14 protein-coding genes are annotated in these 15,167 nt (G+C 66.8%); 3 read left to right on the top strand and 11 right to left on the bottom strand.

What is annotated here, in order from left to right:
* Positions 1-130: 130 nt before the first annotated feature.
* From WJU17_RS17130 to WJU17_RS17095, 8 genes are all read right to left on the bottom strand, one after another.
* Complete coding sequence (locus WJU17_RS17130; protein ID WP_346328608.1) at positions 131-808, bottom strand: flagellar hook capping FlgD N-terminal domain-containing protein; 678 nt, start codon at positions 806-808, stop codon at positions 131-133.
* 11 nt (positions 809-819) lie between these two features.
* Entirely contained in the window at positions 820-2,232 is a 1,413-nt protein-coding gene (locus tag WJU17_RS17125; RefSeq protein ID WP_346328607.1) for a flagellar hook-length control protein FliK, read from the bottom strand.
* 73 nt (positions 2,233-2,305) lie between these two features.
* On the bottom strand, positions 2,306-4,387 hold the full coding sequence (flhA, locus tag WJU17_RS17120; RefSeq protein ID WP_346328606.1) for a flagellar biosynthesis protein FlhA: 2,082 nt from the start codon (positions 4,385-4,387) through the stop codon (positions 2,306-2,308).
* 29 nt (positions 4,388-4,416) lie between these two features.
* On the bottom strand, positions 4,417-5,766 hold the full coding sequence (locus WJU17_RS17115; RefSeq protein WP_346328605.1) for a sigma-54 dependent transcriptional regulator: 1,350 nt from the start codon (positions 5,764-5,766) through the stop codon (positions 4,417-4,419).
* Positions 5,766-6,116: a flagellar motor switch protein FliN gene (fliN, locus tag WJU17_RS17110; RefSeq protein ID WP_346328604.1), complete on the bottom strand. Its 351-nt coding sequence runs from the start codon at positions 6,114-6,116 to the stop codon at positions 5,766-5,768. The genes WJU17_RS17115 and fliN overlap by 1 nt, the downstream gene beginning before the upstream one ends.
* 10 nt (positions 6,117-6,126) lie before the next feature.
* Positions 6,127-7,695, bottom strand: coding sequence for a flagellar basal-body MS-ring/collar protein FliF (fliF, locus tag WJU17_RS17105; protein WP_346328982.1), 1,569 nt, complete (start codon positions 7,693-7,695; stop codon positions 6,127-6,129).
* A gap of 162 nt (positions 7,696-7,857) precedes the next feature.
* Positions 7,858-8,574, bottom strand: coding sequence for a FliH/SctL family protein (locus tag WJU17_RS17100; protein WP_346328603.1), 717 nt, complete (start codon positions 8,572-8,574; stop codon positions 7,858-7,860).
* Between the two features lie 33 nt (positions 8,575-8,607).
* Entirely contained in the window at positions 8,608-9,642 is a 1,035-nt protein-coding gene (locus WJU17_RS17095) for a flagellar motor switch protein FliG (protein WP_346328602.1), read from the bottom strand.
* Positions 9,643-9,737: 95 nt separating this feature from the next.
* Here WJU17_RS17095 and WJU17_RS17090 point away from each other — a divergent pair, with 95 nt between their 5' ends.
* Positions 9,738-12,377: a hypothetical protein gene (locus tag WJU17_RS17090; RefSeq protein ID WP_346328601.1), complete on the top strand. Its 2,640-nt coding sequence runs from the start codon at positions 9,738-9,740 to the stop codon at positions 12,375-12,377.
* Between the two features lie 14 nt (positions 12,378-12,391).
* Positions 12,392-12,814: a flagellar basal body protein gene (locus WJU17_RS17085; protein ID WP_346328600.1), complete on the top strand. Its 423-nt coding sequence runs from the start codon at positions 12,392-12,394 to the stop codon at positions 12,812-12,814.
* A gap of 33 nt (positions 12,815-12,847) precedes the next feature.
* Here the strand turns inward: WJU17_RS17085 and WJU17_RS17080 are convergent, their stop codons facing one another.
* From WJU17_RS17080 to WJU17_RS17070, 3 genes are read right to left on the bottom strand one after another with little or no spacing between them, the layout of a single operon-like run.
* Positions 12,848-13,270 carry a flagellar biosynthesis protein FlgN gene (locus WJU17_RS17080; protein WP_346328599.1) on the bottom strand — a complete coding sequence of 141 codons (423 nt, stop codon included), beginning with the start codon at positions 13,268-13,270 and terminating at the stop codon, positions 12,848-12,850.
* Positions 13,263-13,547, bottom strand: coding sequence for a rod-binding protein (locus WJU17_RS17075; protein ID WP_346328981.1), 285 nt, complete (start codon positions 13,545-13,547; stop codon positions 13,263-13,265). Before WJU17_RS17075 ends, WJU17_RS17080 begins: the two co-directional genes overlap by 8 nt.
* 5 nt (positions 13,548-13,552) lie before the next feature.
* The gene (locus WJU17_RS17070) at positions 13,553-14,629 is read right to left on the bottom strand and encodes a flagellar basal body P-ring protein FlgI (protein WP_346328980.1); all 1,077 of its coding nucleotides are present in this window, start codon (positions 14,627-14,629) and stop codon (positions 13,553-13,555) included.
* Between the two features lie 136 nt (positions 14,630-14,765).
* On the opposite strand from WJU17_RS17070, the gene WJU17_RS17065 reads away from it, so the two are divergent.
* Complete coding sequence (locus WJU17_RS17065) at positions 14,766-15,140, top strand: flagellar assembly protein FliX (RefSeq protein WP_346328598.1); 375 nt, start codon at positions 14,766-14,768, stop codon at positions 15,138-15,140.
* Positions 15,141-15,167 lie beyond the last annotated feature (27 nt).

Here is a 15,167-nt window from a genome sequence, read left to right as displayed (position 1 = left end):
TGCGCGCCCAAGAAATCTAGGATACGTCCCGGTGAAGTCAACTGAATTGGTCCGGATTATGGAATTTTTATCTAGGAAACTGGCGACCTCACCATTTCGTTGCCGCCCGACCCTCGGCGCGCCACCAACATCAGTCCGCTGCGGATACCGCCAGGAGAGAGCTCACAGGCAGGCTGACGCCGCTCATGCCCAACATCACCTGGTTACCATCCAGCGCCACGTTTTTGACGGTGCCCATTGAATTGATGCTGGCTGTCACCGGCTTGCCTGCCGCGTCCACCGCTGCGATCGTCAGAGTATAGGGGCCTTCGGGAGCCCTCACGCCATTCGCCATCTGGCCGTCCCAAACGATGCGTCCATCGGTGTCGGTCGGATCGAGCGTCAGGCGCTGGACCGCCTTGCCGCTGCCGTCGGTGATGGTCGCGGTGGCCGAGGACGCCGCACGGTCCAGCGTATAGCTCCACGCGGCGGTGCCGCCCTGGGCATCCAGCCCCGCGGTGGCACTATCGAAGCGCGCCTCTCGGCCGATGAAGTTGGCGGCCTGCGCCATATCCTGCGACGACATGCGTGACAACATGTCCTTGAGTGTCGCCGTCTGCTGCAGCGATTGCTCGACCTGGGCATATTGTACGAGTTGCTGGGTGTATTCAGAGGTTTTCATGGGATCCAACGGGTCTTGGTTCTGCATCTGACTGGTGAGCAGCTTCAGGAACATGTTGAAATCCGCTCCCGAGCCGCCGGTGTTCTGACTGGCGCTGGAGAGGAGGCTGGCCTGGCTGGCGCCCGCCGTCGAGCCGATCGTCGTCATCACTTTTCCTTTCAGGCCATCATGTCTATCTGGCCGCCCGCGCCCGCGAGGCGCAGGCTGGCTTTCGTCTTTTCCTCGAACCAGGGCGTGGCGGGCTGACGCCGACCGTCGGGTTGTCCGCCCTGCCCGCCGGTCTGACCACCCTGGCCCGACCCGCCGTCGCGCGCGTCAAACCGCAGCGACTGGCTATCCGAGCGCACCCCGGCGTCGCCGAGAGCGCGCACCAGATCGCCGGCCTCCCGTCGCATGAGATCGAGTACGGCCGGATTGTCCGCCGACACCACCGCTTTCAGCCCGTTGTCCCGGTCGATGGAGAGACGGACCTCGACGCGTCCCAGTTCGGCCGGATCGAGACGGATGGTGATCTCGTCATCTCCCTTGAGCACACGATGCGAAATCTCGACACCCAGGTCGCGGCCGAAACGGCCCGGTGCCACGGCGAGAGCATGGCCATCCGCCCGGGCCGGCACGGGACCCGGCGGGAGCTGGACGGCGGAAGCGGGCGCCGCCGGCGCGCCGGCAGGCCCGGCGGCGGCGGCAATGCGGGTATCGACAGGCTGATCCGGCGCGGCGGCGAAGGGCCGCGCCTCGAGCGGCCCCGCACCAGAGTGCGGGACGCCCGCGCGGTCGCCGGCGCGACCACCGACATCCGCCCGGTCAGACAAACCCTCCGGCTTCCCCGGCCGCGCCTCCGGGGACGCGTCGCCGGCCGGCGACAGCGGAGAGGAATGCGCGGTATGGGCCGGAACTAGCAGTCCTGGGCCGCTCAGCGGTGATCCGACAACCGCGTCGGGCCAGTTGCGCCGGCGCGTGGCGGGCTGCGTCTGCGCCGGGTCGACATCGGTCTCGTCGGCGGGCGCCTGCTCCCCGGGTGCCACCGCGGACTCCAGGGCGGGCATCGCCGGCTTCACGGACAGAGAAGGCGGAGTCGGCGGGTGCGCCATGGCAGGGGCGGCGATCTGCGTCGCCGACGGCTCCGGCGCCGAGTCCTCCGGTTGGTCTGGCCGCGATGTCTCGCTTGTGCTGACCGCTGCCTCGCTCTCGGCAGGAGCGCTGCGATCCGCCTCGCCCGCCTCCACCTGCGGCTTGAGCGCAACAGGCGCGGCCTGCTCCGCGACATCAGCGAGCGCGGTCTGCGGCGTGACGGCAGCGGGCACCGGCGGCGGCGATGGGTTCGCTCCAGCTGTCTTTTCCGGCGCGGCGGGCATGGTCCCGGGAATGGGCGCGGCGTCGATGAACGCCAGCCGCGGACCGTTGAATGCCAGCGGCGGCAATGCGGCGGCCGGATCCGGCGACACCATGAGGGCGTTTGCGCAGTCGGCAGCATCCAGGGCGTCCGCGAACACCCCATCGGGTGCCGCGGCGGAAAGGTCAGGCGCTATCGAAGGCGGCACAGCCGCCAGCCCCATCATCGCAATATCCATGCATACCGCCAGTTAACCCCACTCGGGGCGTTTTCAAAGTCTATTATAGGATAATTTTACGGTATCTCAGGCATCAGCCGATAGTTCCCAGATTCCGGATACGCGAGCGCGCATGGATTTCGTTCTGCGACAGAACGACCGTCGCTGGGCGGACGCGCTCGATGATCGAACGCACGAAGGGACGGATGGCGGGATTTGTCAGAAGGCACGGGATATTGCCATCTGCCGCGAGCCGGTCATAGGTTTCGCGCACCGCCGCGATGAAGGCCTGCAGCCGTGAAGGCGCCATGGCCAGATGCCGTTCGTCCCCCTGGCCGATGATGCTTTCGGCGAACTCGTTGTCCCACTCGGGCGAAAGAGTCACGATCGGTACCGCGCCGTCGCGGGTCTGCGCCGCCGAAATCTGCCGCGCGAGACGCCCGCGCACATGCTCGGTGATCTGCATGATGTTCTGGGTGAAGGCCGTCGCCTCGGCGATCCCTTCCAGGATTCCCGGAATGTCGCGGATGGAAATGCCTTCGGCCAGCAGGTTCTGCAGGACGCGCTGCACGCCCGAGACCGAGATACGCGATGGGACGATGTCGTTCACCAGCTTCTCGGAATCCTTGTGTACCTCGCGCAGCAGCTTTTGCGTCTCCATGTAGGACAGCATGTCGGCGATGCTTTCCTTGACCATCTCGGTCAGGTGCGTGGTGATCACCGTACCGCTGTCGACGACGGTAAAGCCCCGCACCCCGGCTTCGTCCCTGAGATCCTTGTCGATCCAGAGCGCGGGCAGATTAAAGACGGGCTCGCGGGCCGGCTCGCCCGGCAGTCCCATGTTGTCGCCGCCCGGATTGATGACCAGCAGCTTGTCGAGCCGCAGCTCGCCCCGCGCCGAGACCGTTTCGCGGATATAGATGACGTACTCGTTCGCCTTCAGAGTCACATTGTCCAGGATGCGCACCGTCGGCAGCACAAATCCGTATTCCACGGCCATCTGGCGCCGCAGCGCGCGCACCTGGTCGTCGAGGCGAGGTTCGTTCCCGCTGGCGTTGATCAGCGGCAGCAGCCCGTAACCGATTTCGACGCGGACCGCATCGATCGCGAGCGACGTGGAAATCGGCGCCTCGACCTTCGCCGCCTCGGCGTCGCGCCGCGCTTCGTCACGGCGCTCGGCCAGCGCGCTCTGTTCCGCCTTGCGGTGCATCTGCCAGCCGATCCATCCCGTCGCCACGCCAAGGATAGCGAACGGCAGGAACGGCAACCCGGGCATCAGCGCCAGCGCCAGCATGAGAAAGGCCGCCATGCCAAACGCCTTAGGAAAACGGCCGAGCTGCTCGGTCAGGGCGACGCCGGTCTTCCCCGCCGTGCCGCCCTTGGACACGAGAAGGCCCGCCGCCGTGGAAACGATCAGCGCGGGGATCTGGCTGACCAGGCCGTCGCCGACCGTGAGGATGGTATAGGTCTTGAACGCCTCGCCGAACGGCACGCCGTGAATCGCCACGCCGATGATCAGGCCCACGAACACATTGATGCCCGTGATCAGCAGGCCCGCGACCGCGTCGCCCTTCACGAATTTGGAGGCGCCGTCCATGGCGCCGTAGAATCCGCTTTCGGCCTCGATCTCCGTACGGCGCTCGCGCGCCTGCGTCTCGCTGATCATACCCGCGGAAAGATCGGCGTCGATCGCCATCTGCTTGCCCGGCATGGCATCGAGGCTGAACCGTGCCGCGACCTCGGCGATACGGCCCGCGCCCTTGGTGATGACGACGAAATTGATCACGATGAGGATGAGGAAAATGGTCAGGCCGATGACCGCCTCGCCGCCCATCAGGAATTCACCGAAGGCCGCGATCACGCCGCCGGCGGCGTGAATGCCTTCATGGCCCTTTCCCAGGATCAGCCGGGTCGAGGCCAGATTGAGGCCCAGCCTGAGCATGGTCGCGATCAGCAGGATCGTGGGAAACGCGGAGAGTTGCAGCGGCTTTTCGATGAACAGCGACGTCATCAGGATCATCACCGACAGCGTGATCGACAGCGCAAGGCCCATGTCGAGCAGCCAGCCGGGCATGGGCAGGATTAGCATCCCGATGATACCGATGATCCCCACGGCCAGCACCAGGTCGCGGCTGGCGCCCAGACGGCGCATCATGGTCTCGAGCACAGGGGCCATCCGCGTATTCCTTTTCGATGCCGTGACCGTCAGAGCGTCGGAGCGACCGGAATACCGGCCTCGATGAAGCTGCGGATCTTGTTGCGCATGGTCCTGACGGAGATGCCGAGAATGGACGAGGCATAGGTCCGATTGCCCCGGCAATGCTCCAGCGTGTGGAGGATAAGTTCGCGCTCCACATCCGCGACGGTGTGACCGACGAGCCCCTCGACGACCGGCGCAGGCGCCACGGCCGAGCGGGATGGCAAATCCGCGAGGCGCGTTCCATCGGCCAATCGCAAGGCGTCGGCGTCAATGGCGGCACCGCGGGTCAGCAGCACGGCACGCAGCATGACGTGCTCCAGCTCCCGCACGTTCCCCGGCCAGCCATAGGCGCTCAGGACGGCGATGGCAGCGGGATCGATCTGCGGTGGGGTCAGACCGTTCAGAACCGCGAAACGCCGCGCGAAATACGCGGCCATTGCGTCCATATCGGCCGGCCGTTCGCGCAGCGGCGGGACGCCGATGGTGACGAGACCGAGCCGCGACTGCAGTTCGGGGCGCAAGGCGCCTGCTTCAGCCAGACTTGTCAGGTCGTGACAGCTGCCGGCGATGATGCGGGCCGTGACGGGAATATCCTCACTGCCACCGAGCCGGCACATCGCGCGGGTATCCATCATCCTCTGTAGACGCGACTGCACACAGCTCTCCAGCGCGGCGATGTCCCGCAGATAGAGCGTGCCGCTGGCGGCCTCCTCGATACGGCCCCGGCGCCGGGCGACGGCGCCTTCGAACGCGCCGGACTCCTGCCCGAAGAGTTCCGCTTCGAGCATCTCCGTTGCCGCCGTCGCGCAGTTCACCGCCACGAAGCGGCCCGGCCGCCCGGACGCCGCGTGAATCGCGCGGGCCATCATCTCCTTGCCGCTGCCGCTCTCACCCACCACCAGAACCGGGAGATCGGCCCGGCTCATGGCCAGGCCGAAATCGACCGCACGCAGATAGGCGGGATCGTCCCCGATCATCTGCACCGCATGATTGGTGACAGAGAGGATGGCGGCGGCGATCAGCTCGGGATGAGGAGGCAGCGGCACGTAGTCGCGCGCGCCGGCACGGATCGCGCCGACGGCCAAGGCGGCCGGCGCCTCAATGCCGCACGCAAGCACCGGTACGTTCATGCGTTCCAGAGCCATCTGACGAAGAAAGGCACCCACGTCCAGCGTCACGTCGATCATGACCAGATCGGCCCCGGACGCTCTCAGATCGGCCATGGCATCAGGCACAGACCCGGCGGTCACGACCTGCGCGCCCTGGTCACGGGCCATCTCCGCGGCGCTCCTGAACTCGCCCGAGCCGGTGCCGACCAGCAGCATGCGGACAGGTATGTCGAAGGATCTGAACATCAGCGTTCCTGCTTCACGACCTCGGTCAGGGTCACGCCCAGCCGGCCATCGATCAGCACCACTTCGCCTCGGGCGATCATCCGGTTGTTGACAAGAATATCGACGGGTTCCCCGACGCGGCGGTCCAACTCGACCACATCGCCCGAGCGCAGCCGCATCAGTGTACTGATATCCATGCGTGAGCGGCCCAGTACGGCCTGTACCCGGATCGGCACGTCATAGACCGCCTTCAGGCTCTCGGCCGCGTCACTCTCGGGCGCCGGTTCAGCGTGCTCGGGGGCCGCCCCAAGGTCGGGAAGGACGGGCTTGGGATTTTCCAGCGCATCGGCGGTTGGCATCTGCTCGGTCATGATCGCTCTCCTATGCCGCCATCCATTGGCGGATCAGCGCGGTGGCTTCGGCGGGACTGCTGGCGACGACGTCGCCCACCTGGGTCAGCGCCGACAGGCGGACGCCGCCATCGACCTGCGCCAGGATGACGTCCTCGCCGCGTGGTATGTCGGACTGTTCGCTCCGCATGGCCTGAAGCTGCTGAACCGCCTGCGGATCCCCCGCTTCGGCGCGGGCCGTCAGCGCGGCCAGCTCGGGCTGGGCGGTCAGCAGGGTCGGCGCCATGGCTTGAGCAGGCGTCGTCTGAGCCGGGCCCAGGCCCAGCCGCGAGCGCAGCATCATCAGGGCAATCAGGCCCGTCGCGCTGATGATGAGCAGCTTCAGCGCGCTGAAAATCTGGTCCATGGTGATGCCGAGCGGCAGGCCGCCCAGCGCCGCGTCCACGTCTGGCGCGGCCGCGAAGGCCATGCTCTCGACGATCACGCTGTCGCCCCGGCCCGCATCCGCGCCAACGGCGTTTTCCACCAGCCTCGTCAGGCGCTTGACCTGTGCCTCCGGCAAGCCTTTCGGGCCGCCGTCCAGCATCACCGCGACGCTGAGCCGGCTGATCTTGCCGGGAGCTTCCTGGCTGACCTTGCGGGTTCGGCTGTTCTGGTAGGTCACGTCCTCCGAGGTTTCCTTCCTGGCGGCGAGCCGGCTGTTCTTGCCCGCCTCGCCCGGCTGGTCCTGGTTTTCAGGCAGTTGCGACGCGACGGATGCCGCGCGCGCGCCGGGCTCGTTCTCATTGCTCTGGTCCGAGGAGTCCACGCTGATCTGCCGGGCGATCACCTGCGCATCGGGATCGTAGGTCTCGGTTTCCTCCTGGGTGCTGGAGCGATCGAGCGCGATCGCCACCTCCACCCGGGCCTTGCCCGCGCCCACGATCGGCTCCAGCAAGGATTCGACCTCGGCCCGCATCCGCGCCTCCAGCGCCGCCTGGCGCTCCTCGAGCTGGGAGCCGCTGACCTGGCTGCCTTCGCCCGCCCGCGCCAGCAGCGTACCGTTCTGGTCGATGATCGACACGCTCTCCGGTGACAGCTCCGGCACGGCCGAAGACACCAGATAACGGATCGCCTCGATGGCGCTGCCCGGCAGACGCCCCTGTGTCTTCAACGTGATGGAGGCCGTCGCCTTGCGTGCCTCCGCCGAAAACAGGGCGCGCTCGGGCATGACGATGTGGACACGGGCGCCGGCGACCTGATCCAGGCTTTCGATGGACCGCGCCAGTTCGCCCTCGATGGCACGCGTCTCGTTCATCTTCGCCCGCGACGCCGAGACGCCGAACGGCTCCTCGGCATCGAGCACCTCGTAGCCCATCTTGGCGCCGACCCGCTCTCCGGCAAGGCCCATGCGCAACTCGGCGAGACGCTCGCGCGGCGCCATGATCGCGGCGCCATCGGCGGAAATCTGATACGGCACATTCTGGGCCGCGAGCTTTTGCGTGATCGACTGCGCCGAGGACGGATCGAGATCGGTGAACAGGAACCCCATTTCGGGCTCGGACCCACGGAACGCGACCAGTCCGATGACGACCAGCAAGGTCAGCGCCACGCCACCCATGATGAGCAGGCGCTGCAGTCCCAGATTCAGCAGGGAGTTTCGCAATCCATTCACGGTGAGCACGCTTCCTTCGTTGACGAGGGCCGATGGCCTGCAACAAAATTATAGGATAACGTGAGCCGGAAAGTTCTGCCGGGTGGGAAATATTTGCCGGGTGGATGATCAGGCGGCGCGGCGGGCCGCCAGCGACGTCACGATGGCGGCATCGCTGTCGCGCGGTGGATCGAGCACCGGCGCCAGTTCGGCGAGGATGGCGTCCCGCCGTGCCGCGGCATCGAGCACCAGACCGCCGAGATCCCAGCTGACGCGCGCGTCACCGCGGGAAAGGGCCGCATCAGCCAGCACAACGAGGCGCGTCTGTTCCGCTCCATCCGCCGGCTCTGCCGCCAGCCGTTCGCGGATCGGCGCCACGAGGTCGGGATGGACCCTGATCTCGATCCGCCGCCCGCGCGCTTCGCGGCCGATGATCCGCGACACCGCCTGCTCGATGGCCTCGGCCGGCCGGACATCGAGAGCCCAGCCCGCCAGAACGTCCGCCGCCACCAGGGCCAGTTCCGCCGCATCCCGTGTCAGCGCCGCGGTCACCGCCTCCTGGGCGCCCGCCATCTGTTCCAGTTCGGCCTGCACCGCGTCCACGGCCTGAAGCGTCGCCATCTCGGTTTCCCGCCGGGCCTGGTCAAGCCCGGCCTGGAACGCTTCCGCGCGGACGACGGCCAGTTCCGCCCGATGATCCGACCGGAGCCTTTCCAGCTCCGACTGAAGGTCGAGAAGCTGCCGCGTCAGGTCGCGATCACAGCCGTCCGGCGCGCCCGGCAATTCGGGCAGACCGGTAAAGACACGGCCAAAATCAAACTGTTCGATCCGGCTGACAATATTCATCGGTGGCCTTTCCGTTGCCGCGCGCTGCGCGCATCAATAGATCATCGACTCTTCGGCTTTTGGATCGACGAGCAGGATCTGCCGCCGGTCCGCGAGCGATTTGGCAAGACGCACGAGGCTGCTCTGCGCCTCCTCGCACTCTCGCGCCCGTACCGGTCCCATGGCCGCCATGTCGTCCCGCAGCAGCTTGGCCGCGCGTTCCGTCATCCCGGCGAAGAACACCTGCTTCATCTCGTCCGTCGCGCCCTTCAGCGCGAGCGCGATTTCGCGCTTGTCCGCGTTCTTCACGATCACCTGGATCGATTTCGGCATCAGGCTGGCCAAATCCTCGAAGGTGAACATGAGCGCGCGGATGCGCGCGGCGGCATCGGGCGCCGCCTCGTCGAGGGCGCCGAGCATCTGCTCCTCGGTCGACCGGTCGAGGGCGTTGAACACCTCCGCCATGGTCTCGAACGGATCGCGGCGCTGGGCGCGTGAAAGATTGCTCATGAACTCGTGCTTCAGCGTGTCCTCGACCTGCTGGATGATCTCCTTCTGCACCGTGTCGATCCGCAGCATGCGCATCACCACGTCCACCGACAGCTCGCGCGGCAGCGCGGCGAGCACGCGGGCGGCGTGATCCGAGCTCAACTTGTGGACGATGACCGCGATGGTTTGCGGATATTCGTGCTTGAGATAGGCCGCGAGCACGTTCTCGTTCACGTTCGACAGCTTGTCCCACATGGTCCGGCCGGACGGACCGCGAATGTCTTCCATGATCTCCTTCACGCGGTCTTCCGGAACAACGCCATCCAGCAGGCGCTCGACGGAATCGAAGGAGCCATGCAGCGAACTCCGGCCGCTCAACTCGCCGGTGAAGCGGACGAGGAGATGTTCGACGACCGTGGCCGGCACGCGGCCCAGTTGGGCGATGGCCGAGGAGAGTTCCTTGATTTCCTCCACCGACAACTGCGCCCATATCGGTGCGCCGTGGTCCTTGCCCAGAGCCAGCATCAGCGCCGCCGCGCGCTGAGGCCCCGTGTATCGTTTCATTTCGATCGGCTCGCCGACCGGCGTCAGCATGGACATGCACTGGCCCCCAAAAGTTCAGCCTGCGCCGCGTGCGCGGCTCGTTCATGCTATATTATAGGAAAGGTTTTTATTGAAAGGCCGCGAAAGCGCCGATGACGAGCACTTATCTGAACAGCCAGATCGGCCTGACGCTCCTGTCCGGCGGCGCCGTGACTCTTTCATCCACCAGCGCCCCCGCGGTCGAAAGCCTCGCCGTTCGCAAGGCGAAGGCCGCGTTCACGACGCCCGCGACCACGCCACCCTGGAAGGAGACGGCGGCCACTCAACCCGTGTCGTCGCAGGTCGCGGCGATCAAGCAACGCGCGTCGCTCATCGACAAGGTCGATACCAGCCTGCCCGCCGACATCCAGACCGCCTTCGTGACCTACAAGGCGCTCGACCGCCTGCGGCTCCTGGCGGACACCGCCGCCAGTTCGACGCGCTCCGCGGGAGAGCGCGCCGCGCTGAGCAAGACCTTCTCCAAAGGACTTGCCGACCTGCGGACTTTTCTGGCCGCCGCGCCGACGGACGCCTTGCTGCTTTCGTTCAACATGCCGGAACGGTCCGCCAAATCGCTGGCCGTGGACCTTCCGCCAGCGAGCATGACCACCCTTGGCGATGGAGTCAGCGAACAGCGCGATGCTCCCCTGGCAGGTCTCTCCGGTACCGAAGTGCTGCGCGTTGCCCTCACCCGCGGCAGCACCGCCGACAGCATCGACATCGACCTGTCATCCGCGCCGCAACCGCCCACGCTCGATACGGTGGCGAATGCCCTGAACGCGGCCATCGCCTCGATACCGCAGCGGGATTCATCGGGCGCCGTCGTGACCGACGCGGGCGGCGCGCCCCTGTCCCGCTACACGGCGCGCTTTGCCGTCGAGAAACATGATGGGAAATGGGGCCTTGCCCTTCAGGCACCGCCAAGCGAGCGCGTCGCGCTGGACCAGGTTGCTGCGCCCGATACCCTGGTCGTCGCCGCGGGAGAAACGCAGACGGGCGCAAGCGGAACCGTCCGGCTGTTGCGGTATGACGATCCGGCTGGTGCGTTCACCCGCACCATGCTCGGCACCCTCTCGGCAACGAACCGGCCCGCGACAGAGGCTGTCCAGCTGAAGGATTCCAAAGCCACGCCGGTATCGGCCGCGCTCGACGCCAGGGCCATCGTCACGGCGCCGGACGGCTTCAGTTACATGGTCGGCACGTCCTCCGGCGACCTCGGCGCCAATCGGGTCGATACCGCCTCCGACCTCTTCCTGACCAAATTGGACAGCGAAGGTCGCACGGTCTGGCAGCGGACGCTCGGCATGGCCGGCGCGGCGCAAGGCGCGTCGGTCGCGTTGGCGCCGGACGGCGGCATCGTGGTCGCCGGCAACATCAGCGCGACCGGCGTGGCACAGACCGATATCGTGGTTGCCCGCTATGACGAGGACGGCGAGGAACGCTTCGCGACCTCCCTCCATCTGCTCGGCAATCAGGAGGCTCGTGCCGTGACCGTGGGCCAGGATGGCTCGATCTTCGTCGGCGGACGCAGCGGTGATCTTGAATCGGACGCCTTCCTCGCCCGGCTGGACGGCAGCGGCGCCGTCAAGGAAAAGCGCCTGTTTGGCGGCGCGGGACCGGACACGGTCAGCGCGCTGGCGATCGACGGCGACGGCGCCCTGCTCGTGCTCGCCCGCGGCAATGGGACGTCCACCCTGCGCCGGCTGGACGCCGGTGCCCTGACGACGGAATCGGCACTGGTGGATCTCGGTACCGTCGACGCCCGCGTGATGGCCATCGCGCCAGACGGCACGGTCGCCATCGGCGGCGCCGTCGCGCAGGGAGCCTCGGGTGGCCGGGACGGCTTCATTGCCCGGATCGATGGCGCCTTTTCCCTGGCCTCCCTTCAGCATGTCGGCACTGGCGGCACGGACGAGATCGACAGCCTGGCCTTCATCGGCGATGCGCTCTATGCCGCCGGCCGAACGACCGGCGCCTTGAGCGGTGAGCCCCAGGGAACGGTCGACGGCTTCATCGGCAAGGTCGATCCCGCGACCGGCGCCCTCGCCGACGTCACCCAGTTTGGTCAGCGCGGCGTCACCGCCGCACCGGTCCGTCTATCGGCCGGGATCGGCGGCGGCGGCGTGACGGGTGCGCTTGGCTTGCACCGGGGCGTCCTGAACCCCGTCCCGGCCGCTGATCTGGTGAGCCTGACAAGTCTTCGCGCCGGAGATGAATTCAAGATCAGGGTTGGCGGCGTGACCCGAAAGATCACCATCGAAGCCGACGATACCCTGGCCAGCCTCGCCAAATGCATCAGCCTGGTCACGTGGAACCGGGTCAAGGCCAGTACCTGGCGCTCGGGCGACACACTGGCGTTGAAGATCGACGCGGTTCGCGGATATCCGGTGGAACTGATCGCCGGCGCCGACGGCAAGGATGCGCTGGGCAAGCTGGGGCTCGCCCCGACACGCCTGGCAAATCCCGCGCCGCGCGCATCCGGCGCCCCCAAGGTCGAACCCGGCGGGCGCTTCGGTCTGGGACTGAGCACATCCCTTTCGCTCGATACGGCCGACGCCGCCAAAGGAGCGCTCAAGAGCGTGCTGGCGGCCCTCTCGACCAGTCAGACCGCCTATCGCTCGCTTTATTGGGATGCGACCAAGGCCAATCTTGTGGATGGCGTGACCGGCTATTCACTGACGTCCAGGCAACAGACCCAGCTGGATCAGTACCAGGCGGCGCTGACGCGTCTTTCGGCACTGACGGCAAGCTGAGAAAGGCACTTTTCATGTCCGACACCCCCGCCTTGCTGAACGGCATCGGCCTTGCCATGCGGCACCTCTCCGAACGTCAGCGGACCATTGCCCAGAATATCGCCAACAGCGAAACACCGGGCTACAAGGCGCGCGACGTGGAGGCCCCGGATTTCGGCGCGCTTGTCGCGTCCCAGTCCGGGTCGGAAGTTCACGTCCCCAGGCCCCATGTTCGCCTCAGCGAGGGCATGGCGGCGATGGGCGCGCGCGCGCCGGAAAATGGCGCGACCATGCTGGATCAGCATACCAGCGAAACGAAACCGGACGGCAACAACGTGACCATCGAGGACCAGTTGCTGAAAATGGCTCAGGTCCAGGCGGATTTCACCGCCTTGACCAACCTTTATCGCAAGCAGATGTCGTTGCTGAAAACGGCGACGGGCCGGGGCGGCGTGTAAGCCGTCCCGGCCCGGGTCCGGAAGGCTCCGGTGTCAGATGCCGGAGTTGATCGAGATCGGCGTCGGAATGTCGGTCTGCGACAGGCGGCCGGCCGCGGTATAGGTCGCGCTGCGGCTTCCCGATACGCGGCGCACCTCGTTGGTGATCGCCGCCATCAGTTCGTTGGAAAGCTCGATGTGCCGGCGCAGCATGGCGGCGTTCTCGTTACCGGCGACACTCAGCGCCTCGAGCGCGGCCGTGAGACGCGCGCCGTCGGCCTCGTCCAGCCCCTGTATCCAGGCGGATGCCGTGCCGCCCATACGGGACAAGGCCGCGTCAAGACCGCTCGCCAGCAACATCTTCGCCGCCGCGATTTCCTGCTGCGCGGGGAAGGGCCCATGGCGCCGCAGCGCGGCGGTTTCGTCCGCCATCAGGCCGGAAAGGGATACGATCTGGTCAATGATGTCGTCAACCATTGCTGCCGCTCTCCTGCATGCGGATCATCTGCTCGAGCACGACCGGCGCAAGGCCGATGCCGCCGCGCCGTGACATCTCATTGCCGAGTTGCTCGGCCAGCACGCCGCGAAACATTTCTTCGCCATGGCCGCCGCCGAACTCGCCGGTCTCCAGCGTTTCCATCATCAGACGGGTGAGCTGGCCCAGGAACACACCCTCGAACTCCCGCGCGGTTTGTTCCAGCTGGGTGCCGGTTTTGGACTGGGCCGCCACGGACGCGGCGGAGACAACGGGCATGTCCATCACTGCACCTCGATTTCGGCTTGGATGGCGCCCGCTGATTTGAGCGCCTGGAGAATGGTGATCAGGTCGCGGGGGCTGACGCCCAGGGCGTTCAGGCCGCCGACCAGCGACCGGAGGGACTCGCCCCGATCCAGCATGGCCAGCGACCGGCCGGAGCCGTCATCGACCGAAATCTGACTGCGCGGCACGACGACGGTCTCGCCGTCCGAAAAGGGCGCCGGCTGCGAGACGGCGGGGCTTTCCGTGACGCTGATGGTCAACCCCCCTTGGGCGATCGCGACGGGGCTGACCTTGACATCCTTGCCCATCACGACCGTGCCGGACGCCTCGTTGATGATGATCCGCGCGGGCTGGTCGACGTCCACGCTGAGATTTTCAACGGCGCCCATCAGTTCGACGACCGAGCCCGTCGCCGGCGTGATCTCCACCGTCGTCGGGTCCAGCACTTCGGCGGCGCCGGGAAACTCGCGGTTGATGACCTCGGCGACGCGTCGTGCGGTGGTGAAGTCAGGGTTCTTGAGCGCCAGCTTCAGGGACGCGGAGGATTTGAGGGCAAACTGAACCTCACGCTCGATGATCGCTCCGCCGGCGATACGGCCGGAGGTCGATACCCCGCGCGTGACGCTGGCGCCGGCCCCCTGAGCCTTGAAACCCGACACCGCGATCTGCCCCTGAGCCACGGCATAGATTTCGCCATCGAGCGCGCGCAACGACGACACCATCAGGGTCCCGCCCTGCAGGCTCGTGGCATCGCCGATCGCCGACACCTGGACATCGATCCGCGAGCCGGCGCGGGCAAAGGGCGGCATGGTCGCGGTCACGGACACGGCGGCGATGTTTTGCGTCCGCATCTGGGTGCCGCGAATATTCACGCCCATGCGCTCCAGCATGGCCTGCATGGATTCCTCGGTGAACGGCGCGTTGCGGATCCGGTCTCCCGTGCCGGCCAGGCCGACCACCAGGCCGTAGCCGACCAGCTGGTTGCTGCGGACGTTCTGGATGTCGACGATGTCCTTGATCCGCGTCGCCGCCTGGACCGGAAGGACTGCCGAGAACGCGAGGACGCCGCACAGCATGGCGGTCAGCATAGTCGGAAAACGCATGATTCAGCCCCGATCCGCGGTCGCTCAGTTACAAAATCATTATAGGAAAGCTTTTTCCCGCCCAGCCGCGTCTATAAGAGTTTCTATGAGAATCCCTTCGACAACTCCCGTGAGCGGGCCGGTAGCGCCCGTCAGCCGAATCCGGACGGATACGTTCAGCGTCCCCGACGAGGCGGCCCATGCCGCTCCGCCGCCGCCCCGGCAGCAGTCCGCCAGCGTGGACATGCTGCTCGCCATTGCGAATGCCGTGGACCCCAGGGATCAGCGGGAACGACAGGCTCGGCGCTGCAGGACGGCGCTCGATCTCCTGGACGGGTTGCATGCCGGCTTGCTCAGCGGCGATCCTGTGGAGAGCCAGCTACAGGCGCTGGCCGACTGGCTGGCCCCTGGCGCGCCGGTCGAGGACGAACGCCTCGCGGCGCTGATGCAGGAAATCGATCTGCGCATCAGGGTGGAGCTGGCCAAACAGGGCCGCCCTCCCTGAATGGGAAAAGGGCTTTCCGGGGATACC

Source organism: Iodidimonas sp. SYSU 1G8 (assembly GCF_039655775.1).
Classification (GTDB): Bacteria; Pseudomonadota; Alphaproteobacteria; order SMXS01; family SMXS01; genus RI-34.
The sequence above is the reverse complement of the archived record's forward strand: the minus strand, read 5'-3'. Positions and strand labels throughout refer to the sequence as shown.